Consider the following 20,607-nt stretch of genomic DNA (forward strand, 5'->3'; position numbering starts at 1 on the left):
GCATCGGCGCTCACGTACTGAATGGCTTCAGCGGTGCCTTGCGGGAGCGATGTTGCCCTGGGGTGGACAGGCGCCAAGAGGGATGGCGGAAACCGCCAGCGTGATAATCGGCATCAAATCCCAATCTGAACAGTTTCATTGCAAATTGCAGGTATTTGAACGCCACTCGACGGGGTTAGTCAATCGGCGAGTGCTCGCCACGCGGGCAACGGGGCCGCTGCTGACCAGCTGCAGTGGAACTGATCGCCTAACGGCTTCTTGCGTCCGGTTTCGGCGTTCGCTGGGTGGCCGATGGTGTCCGCTTCGGCGCAGGCCAGAAGGGCTCCTAAGATCAGCAATGGGGACAAAGGCGGCTGGACCCGGCACAAGCCCGCGATAATCTGCGTCTATGAACGCTGAGCGCTTCAAAATCCGAACGGCGATCGAGGAGGACCTGGGCGCAATCGCCAGAGTTTTGGTCGATACGTGGCGAACCACCTTTCGCGGCCGACTGCCGAACGAGTTTCTGGACAGCATGTCCTATTCGCATCAGGAGGATCGGCACGGGCGAATGATGCGCCGACCCGGTACGTCGTACTTCGTCGCCGTCGTCGAACCGCAACTCGAGGTCGTCGGCTTTGCGAATGGCGGGCCGAGCCGGCAGAAAGTTCTGCCTCAGGCCGGGGAGCTTTACGCCATCTACATTCGCGACGCCTATCACGGGCGGGGCATCGGCAAGCGACTGTTTCGAGCGGTGGTCGCCGAACATCGACGACATGAACGGGAGGGCATGTTCGTCTGGGTTCTTGCCGACAATCCCAACCGCGGCTTCTATGAAAGGCTCGGTGGAAGACAAGCTGCGCAGCGGCCGATCACGCTGGGATCAGCCACGGTCCCTGAGATCGCGTATGCATGGGACGATCTCCGAAGCATGTAACCGGGAGGCGTTCCGGTCCGCTGAGCGTTTCGACTATGCCGGGTCGATGTGGCTGGTTCGGCGGCAAACCAAGGTGGTGTGATCCCACCACGGATTGACGCGGATGCTGCGGCTTCGCACCTCGAAACCGGTATCCGCCAGCTCGTGCTCCAACTCCGGCAACGGCTTCAAGGTCCGGTATGGCTCACCGTCCTCAATCAGGCAGTTGGTCTCCGGATCGAAGCGGGCTTGGGCGTCATCGGATTTCGGTTCGCCGCACATGCTGCTGACCACAAACACCCCGTCGATCCGAAGGATGTGGCGGACCTCGGCCAGGCACAGAGCACGCTCGTCACCGATCAAGCAGTGTAGGCAGCTGCCGTCGAATACGATGTCGAATGCCTCGTCGTCGAAGAACGGCATGCTGCAGACGCTACCCTCGTGGAACGAGCCGGCGAGGCCGGCCGCCGCGAACCGCTCCCGGGCCCAGGCCACGGCCGTTCCGGCGATATCGACGCCATGAACCTCGTAGCCCCGGCCGGCCATCACGAGGGACGACAGGCCGTTGCCGCAACCCAGCTCGAGCATCCGGCCGGGCGGCGGCGGAAGGATGCCTTGCTGCTCAAGTCTATCCAGTGTGCCTGTCACCCCGGCCAGCGCGCGCTGGTACTGATGACCGGCCCAGCCTGGCATCCCGATGGCCCGCAGGCGCCGATACCGGGCCTCGCAATCATACATCGGACTGCTCCTGCGACCCTGCCGGCGATCGGACAGGACGGAGCATCAGCAGGCACGGATTGTCGGGTCCCCACAGCATCGGCAGCTCCTCGATCGGGACGAATCCGACGGCATCGTAGAACCGCCGGGTGGCCTCGTATGCCGGGCCTGGCCTCGCCGGCGAAAGCGTCTTGACCGTCAGGTACCGGCATCCCTGGCCCGCCGCGAACCGGTCGGCCGCATCCACCAGCGCCCGGTCGATGCCGCAGCGGTGCCAGTCACGCCGAACGCCCAGGACGTGGATCTCGGCCGCCGCGGCGGTCAGGACCTGCACGGAGGCGAAGCCGAGCGCCGACCCGTCCGGAGCGATGCAGGCCAGCATCGGCAATGCCGTCGCGGCCGTGATATAGGCTTCCCTTGCTGCCGGGATGCCGAACCATTCCGGAAGGTCCTCAACGATGGCCCGGCAGATCTCGTCGCGTCCGCTGATGACGCTCTCGATCCTTTCGGCCAACGCCCGGCGCTCGGTCCCGGCGACGAACGGTCCCTTGCTGCCGGTGTAGTAGTCCCAATCGTCGGCGGTCTCGGAGACCAGCTTCCGCTTCAGCGCGCCGTAGGCCACCGCCGCTTCGGGATGGCAGCGCAAATGGTCCCGGAACAGCAGCCGGCGCAGATGCGTCGCCGTGCTCGGCGCGCACAGATAGAGGCGCAGCCCGCGCGATCCCCGGCCGGTGGTGAAGGTCCACATCCCGTCGCGATACTTGTCGCCATGATAGATGTAGTCGCCGGTCGCCTGCATCCGCTCGATCGCCTCGGGGATCGCTGCAGCGGAGTGCAGCACGATGTCGATGTCGATCTTCGGCTTGGCGCAGAGCCCGGGCACCGCAGTGCTGCCGATGTGATGGATCTCGAGGACCAGCCCTTCCAGCAGCTGCTCCAGCCCGGCCCGGATCTCGTCGAACAGCGCCGGCCAGGCCGGATCGTAGTCGACCACCTCGATCGTGCGACGTTTCCGAGGATCGAGCCCTTCAGCCATGACGAACTCCGCAGCGACATGGGCCATAATTCCAGCCACGGTCGGATGATCCAAGGGGGAGGGAACGCACGGTTGGAAGGTCTCTCTACGTCCGCACATTCGATGCTCGGCTCGGCCGAAGATCCACCGTCCGAGCTGCCACAGACCGCGTCGGGTTCCTCGCGAGGCAGGCAATTTTCTCGTCAGGATCGCCGATCAGGAGCCGGAACTCCGAGTTTCGGAAACGTTTCCGATGCCGTCAAAAGTCGCTGAATTGACCCTATTTCAGAGCCGGGGAACGGTCACCAGGAAGCAGAAAATCGCGCCCAATTTCCGTGTAGGGAGGTCCCGCGGCGACACAGTTTCCGAACTTCGTATGGCCAATATGCGCGCTGTGGTGTAGTATGAGGTCGCGCTTGAGAGTATTTCGTCGGGGTGCGGGGCAGTTAATTTTCTGAGGGCAAGATAAAGGTTTGGCACACACTTTCGTCTATGCCATTGTCTGCACATCGTTTTTCTTGGTGCCAGGTGCCTCGGCCATGGGACATTCCGGCACCATGTGCTCTTCAAGGTCGGCCAACGCCTCAGCCTCGCATTCATGAAAGTCGGCAGCGCTGATGGTGAGCCAATCCTACTCGAATCAGCTGTCCGGCCGTGACGACGATGAGGCCCAGTCAGATCACCAGCAGCGACCGGGGCTGTGTTCCCGGTGTCGACGTCGGCGGCTGACCGTTGATCGGCGTCAGGGTCGAACCGCAGTTTGGCGCCGGCTGCACCGTGACGGACGCGGAAGCGCTCCGAATAGAGCGTACATAACCGCGGTTCCTTGGCTACATGCAAGTAAGCCTCCATCAGCTCGGGCCCTCGCCGCTGCAGACGCTTGTGTTGATTGCGCGGACACGCCGGCCCGACGCCGGCTTCGTGGTGGGGCCGCGCGGCGCCGCGCTACCGCGTGTTCGGCGCGTGGATCGCTTCCGGTGGCCGAAGAGATCGCCATTCGGATGCTGCACCTTTTCCCCAGGGCAGCTTGAAGCCCGCACCACGGCCGGAAATTGTTGCGAAGCGACTATTGACTAAATCTCTGCGGAATTGTGAATTGGCAGAAATTTTGACAGATTTATAGGATTAAACGCGTGATTGAGCTCGACCCAATGCATGCCCTGGCGCTCACCGTGCATCACTCCCCGGGTGTGCAGGCAATGCTCCTGGGAAGTGGTATTTCGAGGCCGGCCGGAATTCCGACAGGCTGGGAAATCACCCTTGATCTCATCCGGCGACTCGCAAGCGTCCAGGGGGTTGCCGATGAATCGGATTGGGCGTCCTGGTATCGGACCCGATATTCGAAGGAGCCCAGCTACTCAGAAATCCTCGACGCCGTCGCCAGCACGCCGGCGGAGCGGCGTTCGATCATCCATGGTTATATCGAGGCGCGCGACGGCGAGGACAACCGACAGCCGACAAAAGCGCATAACGCGATCGCCCGGCTTGTCGCGCTTGGCGCCGTGCGCGTGATCGTCACCACGAATTTCGATCGGCTGCTCGAGAGCGCGCTTCGAGAGGCCGGCGTCGAGCCGACCGTGATCGCATCCGATGACGCGCTCGCCGGCGCGACGCCCCTGGTCCATTCGCGCTGCACGGTGATCAAGCTGCACGGCGACTATATGGATGCCCGCATCAAGAACACCGAAGACGAGCTCGAGCGCTATTCGCCTACGATGGATGAGCTGCTGGACCGGGTGCTAGATGAATATGGACTCATCATCGCCGGCTGGTCGGGAGATTGGGACGCCGCTCTGCGGAACGCGGTCCTGCGCTCCGGCAGCCGCCGATATCCGTTCTATTGGGCGGCGCGCGGCAGCCTGTCGGCGAGGGGGCGCGATCTGCTCGTGCACCGCGGCGGCCGCGAGATCAGCATCGCGGACGCGGACAGCTTCTTCGCTGAACTCCTCAGCAAAGTCGAAGCGCTCGGCGCGATGGAGCGCGCCCATCCTGAGTCAATTGCGCTCACGGTCGCCGAAGGGAAGCGGTTCTGCCGGGATGAGCGGTTTGCTCCCGACTGGTCGGATTTGCTAGCGCGGGAAGTCGAGCGATTTTCCAGCTATATCGGGGGTGCGGATTATCCGCGAGTGCAGCCGACAAAGCCGCTGGTCAACACACTGGTTAATACAATCATCGCGCGGTCGGAAGCGCTTCGCCGGCTCGTTCTGGTCGGCGTCAGGTGGGGAAACGAAGAGACGTTTCGGACTACGCTGCGCGCCATTGAAGCGCTGTCATTTCCGAACATGGACAGGGCGGGCTTCACTTTGCTGGTCTCATTGCGCCAGCTGGCCGCGTCATTGTGCTTCCATTGGGCGGTGTCGGCGGCACTCCTGCGCGAAGATTATGTCCGGGTGCACAGGATCATGCATCTGATGATCCGTGCCCCAAACCGTGGAAACCTGCCCGCTGTCTCCACACTGGCCCTCGCGGCCCTGGAATCGGTCGATTGGCAAGTACTGGATGGCCATGAGCGCTATTACGCGCCCCATAGCGTTTATTTCTCGCGGGTGTTCCTAGCTGATGCCCGCGACATCGTCATCGGCAAAGACGAAGCCGAGCGGGTCTGGGATGATGCGGAGTTCATGATTGCGATGGAGACGGGGGTCGAGCGGCTCCCATTGGTGAAAGAGAAGAGGCTTTGGTTTTGGGTGCCAGTGGGCCATTTCGTTTGGCGACGTCAGGGTGACCTAATGAAAGATCGCCTCGATCGCGTGCGCACGTTGACGTCCGAGTCACCGGAGCTGCGGGCCGGTCTGCTGGGTGGATCACCAGAGTCGGCGAAAGAGGTCGCCGACAATGTGTCCGCATTTTACGAAGAGGTGACTCGGGGGCGGCTCTAACGATGAGCGACCGTGACCTGGCAGCATACCTTGCGATCCAGTCGCCCCGCGCGCTGCTATCGCTGCAACTGGCCGCCATAGCCGAGCTCCGGCGCCGCGGGGTCATCCGGACGAAGAACGCGGTCGGCGACTACGGCGAGCTGCTGGCAAAGCTGTCCCTCGGCCTTACATTGACGAACAACTCCAACGCCGGCCACGACGCCGAGGGGCCTGACGGTCACCGGTACCAGGTCAAAGCCCGGCACGTCACCCGTGCCAATCCGTCGCTTCAGCTCGGAAGTTTCAAGAATCTCCCGAACAGGAAGTTCGATACTGCCATCGGCGTTCTGTTCAATGAGGACTTCTCGATCTTCCGGGCAGCCCTCATTCCCTATGAGCGGGTCGTCGCCATTTCCACACCTCACGGCGAGGGGTACTGGCGCTGTTACCTCCGACCTCAGGTCCTCGATCTGCCGGACGTGCGCGACGTGACAAATGAGTTCCGACACGCAGCCGAGCAGGTCGAGGCAGCGATGGGCTAAACCGGACGGGCGTCCCGCTCCGCAGGCCTGCGGATTCCAACATGTTGCGGGTTGCCTTTTGGCCGGGCCCAGATAAGGTGGTGAAAGCGCGGGCCGTGCTCGCGCCAGTGTGCATGCCGGACCGGAAGAAGCCCCAGGACCATGAAGCGGATATCCGCAATCGTCGATCGTGACGACGCGGCAGTCGAAGGGCTGACGCGGCACGAAGACACCGCCGCATCATGGGGCACTCGCGCCGATGCGCTTGCGACTGGCCGCGCGCGTCATAGCTCCGCCGGAGGCACCTGGAATGGCTGAGCCACTCCGTAGCCAGTCTCTGCGTCAGGCGTCCTTTCCGGGCATGTGCCCCGTCGAGGACGCGCTTGAACAGCTCGCGGCGGCCGGCATCGAGGAGCGCGGCGCCGTCTTTACGCGGCGGGAAGTCGTCGACTTCATTCTCGATCTGGTTGGCTACACGGCAGACCGCAAACTTCATGAACAGCGCCTGCTCGAGCCATCCTTCGGCCATGGCGACTTCCTTATCGCCGCGATCGAGAGATTAGTCGCTGCGTGGAAGAGCCATGCGCCCGAGGTTTCGGCGCTCACGCTAACTTCCTGTATCCACGCTGTCGAGCTGCACCATTCGTCTTTCAATGAGACACGGCAAAGGGTTATCGCCTGTCTGCTCGAGCATGGGATAGCGTTGGCGGAAGCCCGGGAACTGGCGGCAGCCTGGCTTGCGCGGGGCGACTTCCTGCTCGCGGCCTTTGCCGAAAAATACCATTACGTCGTGGGCAATCCGCCCTATGTCCGACAGGAGCTGATCCCGGACGCTTTGATCGCCGAATACCGCGCCCGATACAGTACGGTTTTCGACCGCGCCGACATTTACATCCCCTTCATAGAGCGCTCGCTAACCGCTCTTGAAGAGGGTGGGGCGCTCGGCTTCATCTGCGCCGACCGATGGATGAAGAACCGATATGGCGGGCCGCTGCGACAGATGGTGGCCGATCGCTTCCATCTGAAGATCTATGTCGACATGTACGACACGCCCGCTTTCCACTCCGACGTGATCGCGTACCCGGCAATTACCGTCATCACGAGGGAAAAGCCCGGACGGACCCGTATCGCGCACCGACCGGAGATTGGCAGCGCTACGCTGAAGAGCCTTGCCAGGGACCTGCTCGGCGCAGATATCCCCGATCCGGTGGGGCCGGTAAAGGAGATGGCCGGCGTTGCCGCCGGCGCGGAGCCCTGGATCCTCGACTCTTCGGACCAGCTCGCGCTTGTCCGTCGCCTGGAGAGGGACTTTCCCCTCATTGAGGAAGCTGGCTGCAGGGTAGGCATCGGCGTCGCCACGGGAGCGGACAACGCCTTCATCGGGCCGTTCGACGAACTGGACGTGGAGGACGACCGCAAGCTGCCCCTCGCCACGACTCGGGATATCCTTACTGGATCGGTGCGGTGGCGCGGCCTCGGAATCGTCAATCCGTTCGCTGATGCTGGAGGCCTTGTCGATCTTCGAAAGTTTCCTCGCTTGCGTCGCTACCTAGAGGCGCGCAAGGACCAGATCGCGAAACGCCATATCGCGCAGAAGGCCCCCGCCAACTGGTACAGGACGATCGACCGGATCTATCCCGAGCTCACAAGTCAGCCCAAACTCCTGATCCCGGATATTAAGGGCGAAGCACACATTGTGTACGAGGGCGGAAAGCTCTACCCGCATCACAATCTGTATTTCATAACCTCCGAGGAGTGGGATCTCCACGCGCTTCAGGCCGTGCTGATGTCCGGAATAGCGCGCCTCTTCGTTGCGACATACTCGACACGCATGCGCGGCGGATACCTGCGGTTTCAGGCGCAGTATCTCCGGCGGATCCGTCTGCCGCGGTGGAACGATGTGTCCTCGACGCTCAAGCGCGCTCTCATCTCCGCCGCAAAGAGCGGCGATGTTGCCGCCTGCAATCGGGCAGTATTCGAGCTCTATGGGCTGTCGACGGAAGAGCGGTCGGCCCTCGGGGGAAATGGCAATTAATCCACGAAATGTGGGGGAAAAGTGTCTTTAGATCTTGTCGATTATGAAAGAAAAGCGCGCGAGGCGGTTCAGGCTTTCTGGGGAAATAGGGAAAGGGCAAGACAGAAGCAGATCGAGTCCGGCAACGTCGATCAAGGCGAGCGGGCTGGCGTCACCGCCGGCAAGAACATGGATGGCTTCATCGCCCTTGTAATCGACATCGTCAAAGCCAACGGTCTTGGGCACGCGCAGATTCATCGCGAGCGGGCGGTCGTGACGCTTCCCGGATTCTTTCGTCCAACGAAGCTTTGGGACCTCCTCGTCATCAACGAGGGCAGGCTGGTGGCCGCCATCGAGCTCAAGAGCCAGGTTGGGCCGTCATTCGGCAACAACTTCAACAACCGGACCGAGGAAGCGATCGGTACCGCCCACGATTTTTGGACGGCATACAGGGAAGGTGCGTTCGGCCAACATCCGCGCCCTTTCGTCGGCTGGCTCATGATGGTTGAGGACGCCAAGGAGTCCCGCGCCCCGGTGCGGGACCGGTCGCCTCATTTCCGTGTCTTCCCGGAGTTTCAGGGCGCTTCCTACCTCAAGCGCTACGACATCCTCTGTCAGAGGCTGGTCCAGGAGCAACTCTATACGACCGCGTCGATCATGGCTTCGCCGCGCAGTGCGGCGCAGACCGGCGATTACGCCGATCTTTCGGAGATGACAGGGCTCAAGACGTTCGTCACTTCGTTCGCGGGGCACGTCGCGGCGGAGGCGGCGCGGTCTTGAGATCAGCCCGGAGCGGTCCGGGCAGGGCGGCTCAACCAAATCAGAGGCAAAGCCGATCCTCGGGATATTGGATTAAGGGGTATGTGTGAGAAGTCGAATAATTGAGAGCGTGTCTGACAGTGGAGTCATCGGGTGAGCGAGTTCCGCTCGGCAACAGTTTCCGAGACCCTCGATGAGGCGCGCCGTCTCACCGCACAGATCGTACCGGCGGACGGCTCGAACAACTGCATTGCGTCGGCGAATCTGCCCGTCTGATTTCTCAGGTCTACGACGCGCTTGATCACCTGGGTAAGGCAGCGGAGCCAGCCGATTCGAGGCCGGAGCCGGCGGTGCGATCGGATTGCTCCAGGTTCACGGTGATCGCCGAACCTGCGTGATTTTTTGAATCAGCGACCGATGTTCCTGCCAGCGGTTCAGGAGTTCGTTGCCCTGCGCGGCCAAGCGTTCGACCCAGAGCGCTTCTGAGGCAAGCGATTGCTCTTTGGTTTCGCAGACGTCGAGCACTCTGAAGCTGGGTGTATTCCCTGTGGCGAGCGAGTCCCAAATCCAAGCCCGGATTGGACGGAAGCGGTGATGTGGCCGTTCCATTCGTGGCTTTAGGTGAGCTGCGATTCGCCCTGCGAAGCTGCCACTCTGGCCGACATAGACGAACCCGCCGGTCCGCGGATCGAGGATCCCGTAGGTCACGTAGAGCCCGGCTGCCAACTCGTCGGCGCGCCACAGGCTCGCGTTGTCGACGTGATGAAGCCACTCGATCGCGGCTGATTGCGCGGTATGCCTTCGGCGGGCATGGACTTCGTGTCTGATACGCCCTGCGCGATCAGTACAAGGCCGGTATGCAGCGGCGCCGCAACGCCGGCATGGATGTTCGAGCGGATCGGACATCGGCTTTTCTCCGGTGCGGCGCCGCACTCCACTGCGGTCACGCCGGGTCCAGGCTCACCGGCACGCTTACGAGCCGCTGCAGATCGGCGAGGATTGAGCGCAAGGGTGGCCATGGGAACTCGTCATCATCCGAGCGCGATTGGCCTATGGAGAGCACCATGGCGAGCTTGGCGACGGCACCGGCCACAGTGCCGGCCGGCCCCTGCCATACCGTCTCCGTCAGAGAATCCCAGCGGTCCCAGGCTTGATTGACGCGCTCCTCCACCGGACCGAGCTCGATCGCCGCCGCGGCCATTTCCCAGCGGCGCCGGTGCGCCGCGAACTCGCGGTGCAGCCTTTGCCGAAGCTCCTCCGTTCCCGGGAGGTCTTCGAGCAGTTCGTCGATCTCGGCCGGCTCGCAGGCCGAGACCGGCTCGGCCTCGCCCGGCACCGGAACCAGCACCCGCGGCATGCCGACGGTGCGGAGCAGAACACCTTCCTTTTTCTGCCAATCGTCCTGCCAAGCATCTAGCTCAGCGTCGAGCGCGCGCCATTCACGGAAGAGGTCGAGGACGGGATCGGAGTGAGCGCCGCGGCGCCGGGTATCGGCGGCGCCGATCGGTATGACGGTCGCGCCGCCGAGCAGGTCACGGCGGCTGAGCGCAGGCAAAGTCGTGGTATCGTCCGAGTCAGCCATTGTCCGGCTCCCAGAAGCTGGATGGTGGTCAGGCCGGCGAGGTGTTCCCGCACCTCGTTCGGCCGCCTCTCAAGTCTTGCTGGTCAATCCGCCCGACGAGCACGCGCAAGCTGTTGCTCACACGGCGCTTCTGCCATATGACGGGATTGATACCAACGGGATCATGCCCGTTGATCCTTTTGGGATCAAGAGAAAATTGACGACACCTGGTCAGATCCGTGCGGCGCGTGGTTTCCTTGGGCTCTCGCAGGCCGAATTGGCCCGTGCTGCTGGCGTGTCCGTTCCCACGATCAAGCGTAGCGAAAGTGACAGTGACCAGGCGCTCAAGGTCAGCGGCGAAATGCGAGCCCGGATCCGAGCAGCGCTGGAACAAGCTGGTATCGAGTTCACCAATGGCGATGTTCCCGGCGTTCGCCTGAAGAAGCCGAACCAGCCGTAGCGGCGGATCGAGCGACATAGTCTTCCGAAGCGCAGGAGGGGCGAAGGGCTCTGCCCCTCGCCCCGCAAGGGGCGGGTCCTCGCCATGCTCGCCGCAAAGCGTGCGGCTGCGCGTGGCTCTGGTCCCGGCCTGACGGCCGCCCTTGCCCCCACTCCCCGGTCCTCGCCGGACGGGCAGGGGTTGATGCAGCGGCATCAACCCGCTGCCGCGAAGCAAGGGGAGACTGCCAATGTCCGCCTTTGTCGTCGACCAGGAGCATATCGACGAGCTGGTCTCGGCTGCCATCGACCTGGAGATCCGCGCCCGCCTCGCGACCGACCGAAGTTATCGGCAAGTGAGCCACGAGAACGCCACTGATTTCGGCCGGATGCTCTGGGCCGAGAACGTCCGCTCCGTCATCCACCGCTACCGACTGTCCGGCACCGAGGAGGCAGCGGAGTACAAGGCCGCTATCGAGGCCTACCGCTTCACCTGGCGCGCTGTGCCGCCCGGTCGTGCTGCCAAGCGCTTCGCCTGCTTCGAGTATCAGGCCTGTGAATGCGATGACTGGAAAGAGAGTCTGGCCTATGACTTCGGCTCCCAGATAGCTCGGGCGCTGATCACGAAGCTGCCGGGCTATGCCGAGGCGCCGTGGTGAAGATCGATGCTGCCGCGCCGCGCTCGGCGTGGCCCGGCAGGTAGAAGAGCGGATGCATTCACCGATGCATTCTCGGATATATTCTGGAAAGTATTCAGCCGATTGCGCGTCGATCTGCGATCTTCTGCTATCATCATGCATGATCGCGGAGTTGAGTATCCATGAAGGCCGGCAGCCGTATTGACCGGCTGTTCTCCCGGTTCGATGTTCGCCTGATGCCGAGCTGCGGCAGGAGATCGGCGATGGAATCGGACTGGGAACGGGCCGGCCACGCACCGCCCGCCAACGACAATGCCGGCCGAGCCGGCAGGATTGATCCACGCCTGCTTGTGATCGCCAGGGCCATCGGCCGGCAGATCGCGCGGGAACTGCTCCGGCCCCAAGCCGTCAATGACAACCGGCCGGACGCATCAGACCAGGGGAGAGAGGAGATATGACCCAGGTTGCCCTTTACGCCCGCTATTCCGACGACAGCCAGAACGCCGCCTCGATCGAGGACCAGTTTCGCATCTGCCGGGAGCAGGCCGAGCGTGAGGGCATGGTCGTCGCCTGCACCTACCAGGACCCTGCCATCTCCGGCGCCAGCATCATCCAGCGGCCCGCCATCCAGGCCTTGCTCCAGGCGGCGCAGCGTCGCCGCTTCGAGGTCGTCATGGCCGAGGCTCTCGACCGGATCAGCCGGGATCAGGCGGATGTGGCGATCCTCTTCAAGCACCTGCGCTTCGCTGGCGTGCGCATCGTCACCCTGGCCGAAGGCGAGATCACGGAGCTGCATGTCGGGCTCAAGGGCACGATGAACGCCCTGTTCCTGAAGGACCTCGCAGCGAAGACCCACCGCGGCATCCGCGGCCGGGTGGAGAAGGGCCGGTCCGGCGGCGGTCTCTGCTATGGCTATGACGTGGTCAAGCGCACCGATGCCGAGGGCGACCCGCTCCGTGGCGAGCGACGGATCAACGAGGCCGAGGCCGCTGTGGTCTTGCGGATCTTCCGGGAGTTCGCCGCCGGCCGCTCGCCGCATGCGATTGCGACCGGGCTGAACGCCGACGGCATTCCCGGGCCGCTCGGCCGGGAGTGGGCCGACACCACCATCCGGGGCCATGTCTCCCGCGGAACCGGCATCCTCAACAACGAGCTCTATGCGGGGGTGCTGGTCTGGAATCGGCTTCACTTCGTCAAGGACCCGACCACCGGCCGGCGGGTGTCGCGGCCGAACCCGGAGGCGAAGTGGATCCGCACCGAAGTGCCGGCCCTGCGTATCGTCGATGATGAGCTCTGGCAGGCGGTGAAGGCGCGGCAGGCAGTCCTGGCGAAGCAGTTCGAGGCGACCACGATCGCGGTGCGCAAGGCGCGGGCGAAGACGATGCACAGCCTGCGCCGTCCGGCCTTCCTGCTGTCGGGCCTGCTCATCTGCGGTTGCTGCGGCGGCAAGTACGGCATCATGGCCGCGGGCCGCTATGGTTGCCTCGCGCACTTCCGGCGTGGGCGCTGCGACAACTCCCGGACGATCACACGAGAGAAGATTGAGCAGCGCGTGCTGGCCGGGCTCACCGAGACGCTGGTCTCGCCCGAAGCGGTGGCGGAGGCGGTGCGGTCCTGCGTCGAGCGGTTCAACCACCAGAACCATGAGCGGAGGGCGCGGGAGGAGGCCGACCGCGCTGCACTGGTCCGGATCGAGCGCGGCATCCGCGGCATCATGCAGGCGATCGAGGACGGCATGTACCAGACGTCGATGAAGGCACGGATGGACGAGCTGGAGCGGCAGAAGGCCGAGATCGAGGCCCGGCTCAACGAGGCGCCGGCCGACATCCCGGACGTGCATCCGAATGTGGCCGAGATCTACCGGCGGAAGGTGCGGGAACTCACCGAGACGCTGGCGCATCCGGAGACCCGGGACGAGGCGGCGGAGGCGATCCGGTCGCTGGTGGGGCAGGTGGTCCTGACGCCGGGAGAGGGCAGGGGAGCGGTCAAGGCCCGCCTAAGCGGCGAGTTGATGGCCATCCTCGACTTCGCGGCAGGTCGTCGGCCGGCGCCCCGACCTGAAGTAATAACAACCGCGGTTGCGGGTCCCTGATTTGAACCTGCGAAGACAATGGGTTGGGCCTGCCGCCAGTCCGATCGCCATCCATGCTGCCCTCTTCAGCCGCGGCTGTCCAAATCCGTTCCGGTCCGCAGACGCTCCATATAGGCCCGGTAGGCAAAGCTGCGGTCGCGCTTCTTTCCCGTGGTCTCCACAAGCATTCCCACCTCGGCCAGCGCTTCGATCGCGCGGGTCGCGGTCGGTTTGCTCGCCTCGATCAGTTTCATGGCGGAGGCGACCGTCACGATCGGATGACGGGGAAGCTGTTCGAACAGCCGTAGGGCCGAGACGGAAGCGGACTCGGCGCCGAGCAGCCGCGCCCGGTCCGCGCTGACGAGGTTGAACAACTCGCGCGCCGAGGCGACAGCCTCGTCGGCGATCGTGGCAACCCCGTCGAGGAAGAAGTCGGTCCAGCCCTCCCAATCCCCCTCCAACCGGACGAGATTGAGCCGCCGGTAGTATTCCTCACGGTGACGCTTGAAGAACAGGCTGAGATAGAGCAGGGGAGCCTTCAGGAGCTCCCACTGCTCCAGCAGCAGCGCGATCAGGAGCCGTCCGATCCGCCCGTTGCCGTCGAGATAGGGGTGAATGGTTTCGAACTGCACATGCAGGAGGCCCGCCTGCACCAGCTTCGGCAACGGATCATCCGCGTGGATGTATTTCTCGAGTTGGCTGAGGAGCCCAGGGAGCTTGTCCGGTGGCGGCGGAACATAGATCGCATTCCCCGGTCGGCTGCCGCCGATCCAGTTCTGGCTGCGGCGCACCTCTCCGGGTTGCTTGTTGGAGCCGCGGACGCCGCGCATCAGCCGCTTGTGCGCTTCGTTCAAGAGCCGCATGGACAATGGCAGGCCGCGCTCGGACGCGAGCTGGCCGCGCGCGTAGGCGAGCGCGTCGAGATAGTTCGTGACCTCCTCGATATCGGCATTGGGGGCGGGCTGCTCTTCGGCCTCGAAGGCGAGGAGGTCGACCAGCGAAGCCTGTGTGCCCTCGATCTGCGACGAGATCACCGCCTCCTTGCGCACGAAGGCGTAGATGAACCAGTCGAGCGAAGGCACCATCTCGCCGGCCAGGTCGAGCCGAAGCAGCGCCTGCTCGGCTTCTCGGAGGCGACGCTCCAGCGTACCGTTGATGGCAAGCGCCGGCCGGGTGGGCGGCAGGTCGAAGGGAATAAAGGCGTCGACCGCCTCCCCGCCGGCGGCAACGCTTTCGTATCGGCCCGTGGCGCGTTTCGGCATCTCTCGGCGGCTCAACTCAGGAACGACATCGTTCCGACGGCTATGGGCAAGGCACGATGACGTTCCCTGTCGGTCCGAGTAGTAACGAAGTCTTTACTAGCTGTGGCTGTTAGTCAAGGAGTCGTTCCTAGCAGGCTTGGCTAGGCACGTTCCCGCTCCTGGGCGAGAGGGCTTGGCGATAAGGCGACAACCCTCCCGCGGAGTAGATGTCCGCCCAGAGCTTGCGCAACGCGTGCGCACGGCAGCAGGAGGACTGTGGGGGAGCAACCATTGTCATCTTCGCACTGCCGATTGGCTGAATATGTCGCACAAAGCTTACAATTTCCCTGGCACAGCGTCGGATGCCGTTAGAGATGTTCCGCTTGAATGGGCAGACGAGAGCGCAACAAGGAGGGCACGACGGCAGTCGCAACCCTCCTCGCCTCGCACCTTCTACAAAGGAACCGAAAGCAGCGTCTTCGCGCGAAGGATCTTGGCTTCCTGCACCGACAGAACCTGTCCACCGCCGAGGAGCCGCGCGATCTCCGCGGAAACCTGATCGGCCGCGATCACGAGCGCCGTGTCGAGATGCACATACCGTTGGGTGACGCCGCGCGGCGCATGCCCCAGAAGCCCCGAGATCGTCAGCTCGCTGAAGCCCAGGGAGGCCGCGATGCTCGCAAAGGTGTGCCGCAGGGTATGGGGCGTGACGTCGGTCAGCCCAGCCCTCCCGCAGACCCGATCGAGCACCCGGACGAGGCCGACAAAGTGGCCGTCGCCCCAGTCGGCCGGAAACACAAACTCCGAGTTGCTACGGCCGGCCTGTTCGATGAGGCAGGCCATTGCGGCGTCTCCGGCGGCCCGCAGTTGCGGCCCCGACTTCGTGTCGGGGAAGGCGACGCAGTTGCCCTCCTGCTCGATCCACGCCTTGCGCATGCCGAGCACCTCCATCCGCCGGAAGCCGGTCAGCAACAGGGCTCGAATCGCAGCCAGGCCCGTCGGGTGCTCGCCCTCGCGCTCCATCTGCAGCATCACCTTTCCGAGGTGCCGGACCTCTCCGGCGCTGAGGCGCCGTTTGAGCTTCGTGGAGGCGATCACCCGCACGCCATTGGCCGGGCTCTGTTCGATCAGCCCGAGTCGGCGCGCGTGATTGAGCAGGCTTCTGAGCGTGCTGATCGCGCGTGCCGCGGCGCCGGCGCCGCCTGCCGTCTGGCCTCCGCGTCCCGGCCGTCGTGAGCGAGCGGTCTTGCCGGCCGCAATCTCTGCCTGCAGCCGTTCGATGTCGGCGAGTCGGAGATGGCTGACGACCCGCGTCCCGATCAGCGGCTTGATGTGCTGTTCGATGCGACTCCGATCCCCAGAGACCGAGGAGGCTTTGATCGGCCGTCTGTTCCGGCCGAGGAGCCGGCCCGATTCGGCCTCTACGAGGTACCAGTCGCAGATCTCTGCCACCGTCATCCCTTCGCGGGCGGCACGCCGCTCGGCGGATGGATCGCCGCCGTCGATCACGGTGGCGAGTTTCTTCTTCGCCAGGTCACGGGCGAGTTCGACGGTGAGCACACCGTACTGGCCGATGACGAATCGGCGCGTGCGGCGCTCCGCGTTGCGGTACTGGATCAGAAACGTCTTGGTGCCGGACGGCTTCGCCCGGACACCGAAGCCTCTCAGTTCGGTGTCCCAGAGGAACACGTCGCGCCGAGGGTCATGTTGCAGTGCATCGACGATTCGCTTGGTCAATTTCGGCATCTCAGCTCGCCCTTCATCCGGATTTCGCGTTTGAAATCAGTCCGATGGGTGAGGGGAGGAGGCTGCGCGAAGCCTGATTTGCTTCCCCACGCAGGTGCAGCATGGGCGGGGAAGCAGGGGGGAAGCAGTTGAACGGAAATCAGCGGTTTTTCTAGCGTACCGCCGGCGGCCCGCCTGTCAATGTAACCGACTGATTCGTAGTGGTTTTTCGCGCTCTGGCGTATAAAGACAGGGAGCGGCGAAAACGGCCTGGACCCGTTGCCAAGGTTGGGGTCGAGGGTTCGAATCCCTTCGCCCGCTCCATTTTCTTCCAGGACGATCAGAGACTTGGCAGGCGCCCGTAAGGGCGTTTTCTGCTTCCCCGGCCTCGCTTCACGAAGCGGGGAAGCAGCTGGATGCAAGCTGCGCGCGCCTTGATGCCGACGTCGTCCCACGGCGGCCGGCGGTCCATCGCCCTCGGGGCCTGGTCGACCTATGCCGCGGTATCGGCCGACCTCCCTCTCGGGCGGATCGCCCCGGGCGGCGGCCGCGCGATAGGCTTTCCCGAGGCTCGCGGGCGACGCGGGCGTCGGAACAGGGCATGCGGCAGATGGATCTGATGTCCGCCTCGGCGCTTTGGGCGTCCCCGCTCGCGCATCTCGATCTGGTCGGGCTCGCCGGGATCCTGGTGTGGCATCTGATCCCGCGGCGGCGATCGAACACCCGGCTGGTGGTGCAGATCGGCTTCTTCGCGGCGATGACCGCGATCCTCCTGCGCAGCGGCGCCTCCCCCTTCATCGTCGAAGGGCACCGGACGGCGGAGGACGGCACCCTGCTCGTCGTCTCCGCCCGGCTCCTGTGGTGGGTGCACCTGGCCTGGGCGGTCATCGGCTTCGTGCGGATCACTCTCGTCCTCGACCGGCATCCGCGCGAGGCGCGGCTGCTGCAGGACCTCGTCGTCGGCACCGTCTATCTCGGCGTGGGCCTGTCGATCCTGGCCTTCGTCTTCGGCATTCCGGTCGGCACGCTGGTCGCCACCTCGGGCGTCATCGCCATCATCCTGGGCCTCGCCCTGCAGAACACGCTGGGCGACGTCTTCTCGGGCATCGCCATGACGCTGGGCCGGCCCTTCGCGATCGGCGACTGGATCGTGCTCAGCGACGGCACCGAAGGGCGGGTGGTCGAGAGCACCTGGCGTTCGACCCATCTGCTGACCGGCTCGAACAACGTCGTCGTGCTGCCGAACAGCGTCCTGGCCGGGCTCGGCCTGACCAATGTCAGCCGCCCCGACGAATCGCATTCGGTCTCGCTCGTCATGCGCCTCGCCCCGACGCGGATGCCGGCGGTCATCGCCGACGTCATGCAATCGGCGCTCCTCAGCTCGGAGACCGTGATGAAGGAGCCGCCGCCGGTGGTCGCGCTGAAGGGGCTGGACGCGGCGGCGCTGGAGATCGAGCTGAGCTTCCGGGTCGCCAGTCCGGCGCAGCGGACGCAGGCCCGGAACGAGGTCCTCGACCTCGTCTACCGCCATTGCAAGGCGGCCGGGCTGCTGCTGGCGCTGCCGCCGGGCGTCGGGATCGCCCCCCGGGACCTGCCGGCGGAGGAGACGGCGCGCCCGCCGCAGGTCTCGCCGGCGGAGCTGGTGGAGGCGATGCCGATCTTCGCCGCGCTGACGCGCGAGGAGAGGCGGGCGCTCGCCGGCACGGCCGTCCCGCGGGACTATCGCAAGGGCGACGTGATCGTCCGCGAGGGAGACTCGCTGTCCTCGCTGATGATCATCCGCGCCGGCGTCGTGGTCATGCGCCGCGACGGCAGGGAGGCCGGCCGGCTCGCGCCCGGCGACTTCTTCGGCGAGACCGGGCTCTTGGCCGGCATGGGCGAGGCCTGCACGCTGGAGGCCTTCACCCGCGTGACCGTCTACGAGATCGACCAGGCCGCCTTCGGGCCGCTGATCGAGAACCGTCCGGCCCTGGCGGAGGATCTCGCCCTCAGCCTGTCCGCGCGGGCCGGGAAGGCCCAGGCGCATGCCGGCGAGGGGCCGGCGCATGGCCGCAGCCCGCACTTCTTCCTGGGGGCCATCCACACCGTCTTCCGCAAGCGACCGGCCGGCTGAAGCGACCTATGTCGAATTGAACTAAGACAGGATCTGTCCGTGTTTGCCGTTGCGGCTCGCTACTCGGACGGTTAGAGTCCGAGTTATGGCTCACGTGACGGCCGGCGTCGAATACGCCTTGCACTGCCTGCTCTGGCTGATCGACAAGGCGGACACCCCGCTGAGCAGCCGGGACCTCGCCGACCTCCAGGGCCTGTCGCCGACCTTCCTCGCCAAGATCTTCGCCAAGCTGGAGAAGGCGGGGATCGTCCGGGCCACGGAGGGCGTGCGCGGCGGCTACGCGCTCGCGAAGGCGCCGGGGGACATCAGCGTCCTCGCGGTGGTGGATGCGGTCGAGGGGCGCAAGCCGCTGTTCGACTGCCAGGAGATCCGCGGCCGCTGCGCCGTGTTCGGGGCCAGCCCGCCCGGCTGGGCATTGGCCGGCACCTGCTCGATCCACGCCGTGATGCTGCGGGCGGAGAAGGCGATGCGGGATTCTCTGGCCGCACAGTCCCTGGCCGATATCGCGACGGCCGTCTACCGCAAGGCGCCGTCGGAATTCGCCGGCGAGCTGCAGGAATGGATCGACCGTCGGGTCGGCGGCCGCGGCCGCAGATCCGGCGCTGCCTCAACCGCCTCATAGAACCGGATTCGCCCATGAAAACGGTTGCCGCAACGGAGCGCCCCCTGGTGCTGATCGTCGATGACGACGAGGCCGTCCGGTCCGCGCTCCAGGAACTGATGCTGTCGGTGGGCCTCGATGCCGCCGGCTTCGCCTCGGCGCGCGAGCTGCTGGAGGCGGCGCTGCCGGACCGCTCGGGATGCATGGTCCTCGACGTGCGCCTGCCCGGGACCAGCGGCCTCGACCTGCAGCAGCAGCTCGCCTCCACCGGCAGGAACAAGCCGATCGTGTTCCTGACCGGTCATGGCGACATTCCGATGACGGTCCAGGCCATGAAGGCCGGCGCCATCGATTTCCTGACCAAGCCGGTCCGCGACCAGACCTTGCTGGACGCCGTCTCGGCCGGCATCGAGCGTGACGTCGCCCAGCGGGCCCAGGCCCGGATCGCCCGGCTGCATGTCGACCATTACAGGAGCCTGACCCGCCGCGAGCGCCAGGTGCTGCGCGCCGTGGCGCTGGGGCGCTTCAACAAGCAGATCGCCTACGACCTCGGCATCAGCGAGGTGACGGTCAAGCTGCATCGCAGCAATGTGATGAAGAAGATGCACGCGACCTCGGTCGGCGAGCTGATCCGGGCGTGGGAGGCCCTTCCCGCCGACCTGCGCGACGGCGAGCCGGCCTAGGCACGAAACGCCGGGTCCGTCGGCGACGCGCCATCACCGTCTCCGTCGACGGGCTTGATTCAGGTCGGGCGGGCCCCGGTCCGGGCTTCGCCGGTCTCGCGCATCGGCGCGGGCAGCGTTTCCCATGCCCGGATCAGCTCGCCGAGCGACGCGGCGCCCATCTTGCGCATGACGTTGCTGCGATGCAGCTTGACCGTCACCTCGCTGATGCCGAGATCGAAGGCGATCTGCTTGTTGAAGCGTCCGCGGGCCACGCCCTGCAGGACCTCGCGTTCGCGCGATGTCAGCGTCTCGAGGCGTCCGACATTGCGCGTGACGACCGCGGCTTTCGCCCGCCGCTCGGCATCCATCGCCACGGCCGCGTTCACGGCGTCCAGCAGCGTCTGGTCCCGCACGGGCTTGGTGAGGAAGTCCACGGCGCCCGCCTTCATCGCCTGGACGGTCATGGGGATGTCGCCATGCCCGGTCAGGAAGATGATCGGCTTCGGGTTGCCGCTCTGGGCCAGATGATGCTGCAGGGCGAGGCCGCTCGTTCCCGGCAGGCGCACGTCGAGGATCAGGCAGCCGGGGCCCGCCAGGACGTCGGCGTCGAGCAAGTCCTGGGTCGAGGCGAAGCAGGCCGGCCGGAGACCCGCCGACAGGATCAGCTCGGACAGCGCCTCCCGGACGCGGGCATCGTCGTCGACGATGATGACGAGCGGCTGCTCCGCCTCGCTCCCGCGCTGCGATGACGACGGCACCGAACCTCGTGGAAGCG

The 20,607-nt window shown here is 65.0% G+C and carries 20 protein-coding genes; 13 read left to right on the plus strand and 7 right to left on the minus strand.

Translation table 11 applies throughout. The annotated features are described in order from the left end of the window. The first annotated feature begins 388 nt into the window (after positions 1-388). Positions 389-916, plus strand: a complete 528-nt coding sequence (locus tag LG391_RS09330) for a GNAT family N-acetyltransferase (protein WP_225767736.1) — start codon at positions 389-391, stop codon at positions 914-916. 33 nt (positions 917-949) lie between these two features. Here LG391_RS09330 and LG391_RS09335 read toward each other — a convergent pair whose 3' ends face one another. Continuing rightward, positions 950-1,633 carry a class I SAM-dependent methyltransferase gene (locus tag LG391_RS09335; protein ID WP_225767737.1) on the minus strand — a complete coding sequence of 228 codons (684 nt, stop codon included), beginning with the start codon at positions 1,631-1,633 and terminating at the stop codon, positions 950-952. Then, the gene (locus LG391_RS09340) at positions 1,626-2,648 is read right to left on the minus strand and encodes a GNAT family N-acetyltransferase (RefSeq protein WP_225767738.1); all 1,023 of its coding nucleotides are present in this window, start codon (positions 2,646-2,648) and stop codon (positions 1,626-1,628) included. The genes LG391_RS09335 and LG391_RS09340 overlap by 8 nt, the downstream gene beginning before the upstream one ends. Before the next feature lie 1,112 nt (positions 2,649-3,760). On the opposite strand from LG391_RS09340, the gene LG391_RS09345 reads away from it, so the two are divergent. The 5 genes from LG391_RS09345 (at position 3,761) to LG391_RS34690 (ending at position 9,055) form a co-directional block, all read left to right on the plus strand. Next, positions 3,761-5,506: an SIR2 family protein gene (locus tag LG391_RS09345; RefSeq protein WP_225767739.1), complete on the plus strand. Its 1,746-nt coding sequence runs from the start codon at positions 3,761-3,763 to the stop codon at positions 5,504-5,506. A 2-nt stretch (positions 5,507-5,508) separates the two neighbouring features. Next, on the plus strand, positions 5,509-6,027 hold the full coding sequence (locus tag LG391_RS09350; protein ID WP_225767740.1) for a hypothetical protein: 519 nt from the start codon (positions 5,509-5,511) through the stop codon (positions 6,025-6,027). Positions 6,028-6,316: 289 nt separating this feature from the next. After that, on the plus strand, positions 6,317-8,041 hold the full coding sequence (locus tag LG391_RS09355; RefSeq protein ID WP_225767741.1) for an Eco57I restriction-modification methylase domain-containing protein: 1,725 nt from the start codon (positions 6,317-6,319) through the stop codon (positions 8,039-8,041). Between the two features lie 21 nt (positions 8,042-8,062). Beyond that, complete coding sequence (locus tag LG391_RS09360; RefSeq protein WP_225767742.1) at positions 8,063-8,800, plus strand: PaeR7I family type II restriction endonuclease; 738 nt, start codon at positions 8,063-8,065, stop codon at positions 8,798-8,800. Positions 8,801-8,932: 132 nt separating this feature from the next. Beyond that, positions 8,933-9,055, plus strand: coding sequence for a hypothetical protein (locus LG391_RS34690; RefSeq protein ID WP_255646508.1), 123 nt, complete (start codon positions 8,933-8,935; stop codon positions 9,053-9,055). 96 nt (positions 9,056-9,151) lie between these two features. Here LG391_RS34690 and LG391_RS09365 read toward each other — a convergent pair whose 3' ends face one another. Next, on the minus strand, positions 9,152-9,685 hold the full coding sequence (locus tag LG391_RS09365; protein ID WP_225767743.1) for a GIY-YIG nuclease family protein: 534 nt from the start codon (positions 9,683-9,685) through the stop codon (positions 9,152-9,154). Between the two features lie 37 nt (positions 9,686-9,722). Then, positions 9,723-10,361 carry a hypothetical protein gene (locus tag LG391_RS09370; protein ID WP_225767744.1) on the minus strand — a complete coding sequence of 213 codons (639 nt, stop codon included), beginning with the start codon at positions 10,359-10,361 and terminating at the stop codon, positions 9,723-9,725. 76 nt (positions 10,362-10,437) lie between these two features. On the opposite strand from LG391_RS09370, the gene LG391_RS09375 reads away from it, so the two are divergent. From LG391_RS09375 to LG391_RS09390, 4 genes are all read left to right on the plus strand, one after another. Beyond that, positions 10,438-10,800: a helix-turn-helix transcriptional regulator gene (locus LG391_RS09375; RefSeq protein ID WP_225767745.1), complete on the plus strand. Its 363-nt coding sequence runs from the start codon at positions 10,438-10,440 to the stop codon at positions 10,798-10,800. A 229-nt stretch (positions 10,801-11,029) separates the two neighbouring features. Further along, positions 11,030-11,437, plus strand: a complete 408-nt coding sequence (locus tag LG391_RS09380) for a hypothetical protein (RefSeq protein WP_225767746.1) — start codon at positions 11,030-11,032, stop codon at positions 11,435-11,437. A 161-nt stretch (positions 11,438-11,598) separates the two neighbouring features. Then, entirely contained in the window at positions 11,599-11,874 is a 276-nt protein-coding gene (locus LG391_RS09385) for a hypothetical protein (RefSeq protein ID WP_225767747.1), read from the plus strand. Beyond that, complete coding sequence (locus LG391_RS09390) at positions 11,871-13,508, plus strand: recombinase family protein (protein ID WP_225767748.1); 1,638 nt, start codon at positions 11,871-11,873, stop codon at positions 13,506-13,508. The genes LG391_RS09385 and LG391_RS09390 overlap by 4 nt, the downstream gene beginning before the upstream one ends. A 65-nt stretch (positions 13,509-13,573) precedes the next feature. Here the strand turns inward: LG391_RS09390 and LG391_RS09395 are convergent, their stop codons facing one another. Together LG391_RS09395 and LG391_RS09400 are read right to left on the minus strand one after the other, a co-directional pair. After that, complete coding sequence (locus LG391_RS09395; RefSeq protein ID WP_225767749.1) at positions 13,574-14,749, minus strand: Fic family protein; 1,176 nt, start codon at positions 14,747-14,749, stop codon at positions 13,574-13,576. A gap of 432 nt (positions 14,750-15,181) precedes the next feature. Next, positions 15,182-16,474 carry a site-specific integrase gene (locus tag LG391_RS09400; protein WP_225767750.1) on the minus strand — a complete coding sequence of 431 codons (1,293 nt, stop codon included), beginning with the start codon at positions 16,472-16,474 and terminating at the stop codon, positions 15,182-15,184. Positions 16,475-17,054: 580 nt separating this feature from the next. Between LG391_RS09400 and LG391_RS09405 the strand changes: the two genes are divergently transcribed. The 3 genes from LG391_RS09405 to LG391_RS09415 all read left to right on the plus strand — a co-directional run bounded on the left by LG391_RS09405 (position 17,055) and on the right by LG391_RS09415 (position 19,850). After that, the gene (locus LG391_RS09405; protein WP_225767751.1) at positions 17,055-18,566 is read left to right on the plus strand and encodes a cyclic nucleotide-binding domain-containing protein; all 1,512 of its coding nucleotides are present in this window, start codon (positions 17,055-17,057) and stop codon (positions 18,564-18,566) included. Between the two features lie 85 nt (positions 18,567-18,651). Continuing rightward, entirely contained in the window at positions 18,652-19,188 is a 537-nt protein-coding gene (locus LG391_RS09410; protein ID WP_225767752.1) for an Rrf2 family transcriptional regulator, read from the plus strand. Positions 19,189-19,202: 14 nt separating this feature from the next. After that, on the plus strand, positions 19,203-19,850 hold the full coding sequence (locus tag LG391_RS09415; RefSeq protein WP_225767753.1) for a response regulator transcription factor: 648 nt from the start codon (positions 19,203-19,205) through the stop codon (positions 19,848-19,850). Between the two features lie 59 nt (positions 19,851-19,909). Here LG391_RS09415 and LG391_RS09420 read toward each other — a convergent pair whose 3' ends face one another. After that, positions 19,910-20,590, minus strand: a complete 681-nt coding sequence (locus LG391_RS09420; protein ID WP_225767754.1) for a response regulator transcription factor — start codon at positions 20,588-20,590, stop codon at positions 19,910-19,912. Positions 20,591-20,607: the final 17 nt, after the last annotated feature.

It is taken from the genome of Inquilinus sp. Marseille-Q2685 (genome assembly GCF_916619195.1).
GTDB lineage: Bacteria > Pseudomonadota > Alphaproteobacteria > DSM-16000 > Inquilinaceae > Inquilinus.

Bases quoted from the DNA above. Each gene is read 5' to 3' on its own strand.
- LG391_RS09330 (WP_225767736.1), top strand. From the start codon at position 389: ATGAACGCTGAGCGCTTCAAAATCCGAACGGCGATCGAGGAGGACCTG.
- LG391_RS09335 (WP_225767737.1), bottom strand. From the start codon at position 1,633: ATGTATGATTGCGAGGCCCGGTATCGGCGCCTGCGGGCCATCGGGATG.
- LG391_RS09340 (WP_225767738.1), bottom strand. From the start codon at position 2,648: ATGGCTGAAGGGCTCGATCCTCGGAAACGTCGCACGATCGAGGTGGTC.
- LG391_RS09350 (WP_225767740.1), top strand. From the start codon at position 5,509: ATGAGCGACCGTGACCTGGCAGCATACCTTGCGATCCAGTCGCCCCGC.
- LG391_RS09355 (WP_225767741.1), top strand. From the start codon at position 6,317: ATGGCTGAGCCACTCCGTAGCCAGTCTCTGCGTCAGGCGTCCTTTCCG.
- LG391_RS09365 (WP_225767743.1), bottom strand. From the start codon at position 9,685: ATGTCCGATCCGCTCGAACATCCATGCCGGCGTTGCGGCGCCGCTGCA.
- LG391_RS09370 (WP_225767744.1), bottom strand. From the start codon at position 10,361: ATGGCTGACTCGGACGATACCACGACTTTGCCTGCGCTCAGCCGCCGT.
- LG391_RS09380 (WP_225767746.1), top strand. From the start codon at position 11,030: ATGTCCGCCTTTGTCGTCGACCAGGAGCATATCGACGAGCTGGTCTCG.
- LG391_RS09385 (WP_225767747.1), top strand. From the start codon at position 11,599: ATGAAGGCCGGCAGCCGTATTGACCGGCTGTTCTCCCGGTTCGATGTT.
- LG391_RS09390 (WP_225767748.1), top strand. From the start codon at position 11,871: ATGACCCAGGTTGCCCTTTACGCCCGCTATTCCGACGACAGCCAGAAC.
- LG391_RS09395 (WP_225767749.1), bottom strand. From the start codon at position 14,749: ATGCCGAAACGCGCCACGGGCCGATACGAAAGCGTTGCCGCCGGCGGG.
- LG391_RS09400 (WP_225767750.1), bottom strand. From the start codon at position 16,474: ATGCCGAAATTGACCAAGCGAATCGTCGATGCACTGCAACATGACCCT.
- LG391_RS09405 (WP_225767751.1), top strand. From the start codon at position 17,055: ATGCGGCAGATGGATCTGATGTCCGCCTCGGCGCTTTGGGCGTCCCCG.
- LG391_RS09410 (WP_225767752.1), top strand. From the start codon at position 18,652: ATGGCTCACGTGACGGCCGGCGTCGAATACGCCTTGCACTGCCTGCTC.
- LG391_RS09415 (WP_225767753.1), top strand. From the start codon at position 19,203: ATGAAAACGGTTGCCGCAACGGAGCGCCCCCTGGTGCTGATCGTCGAT.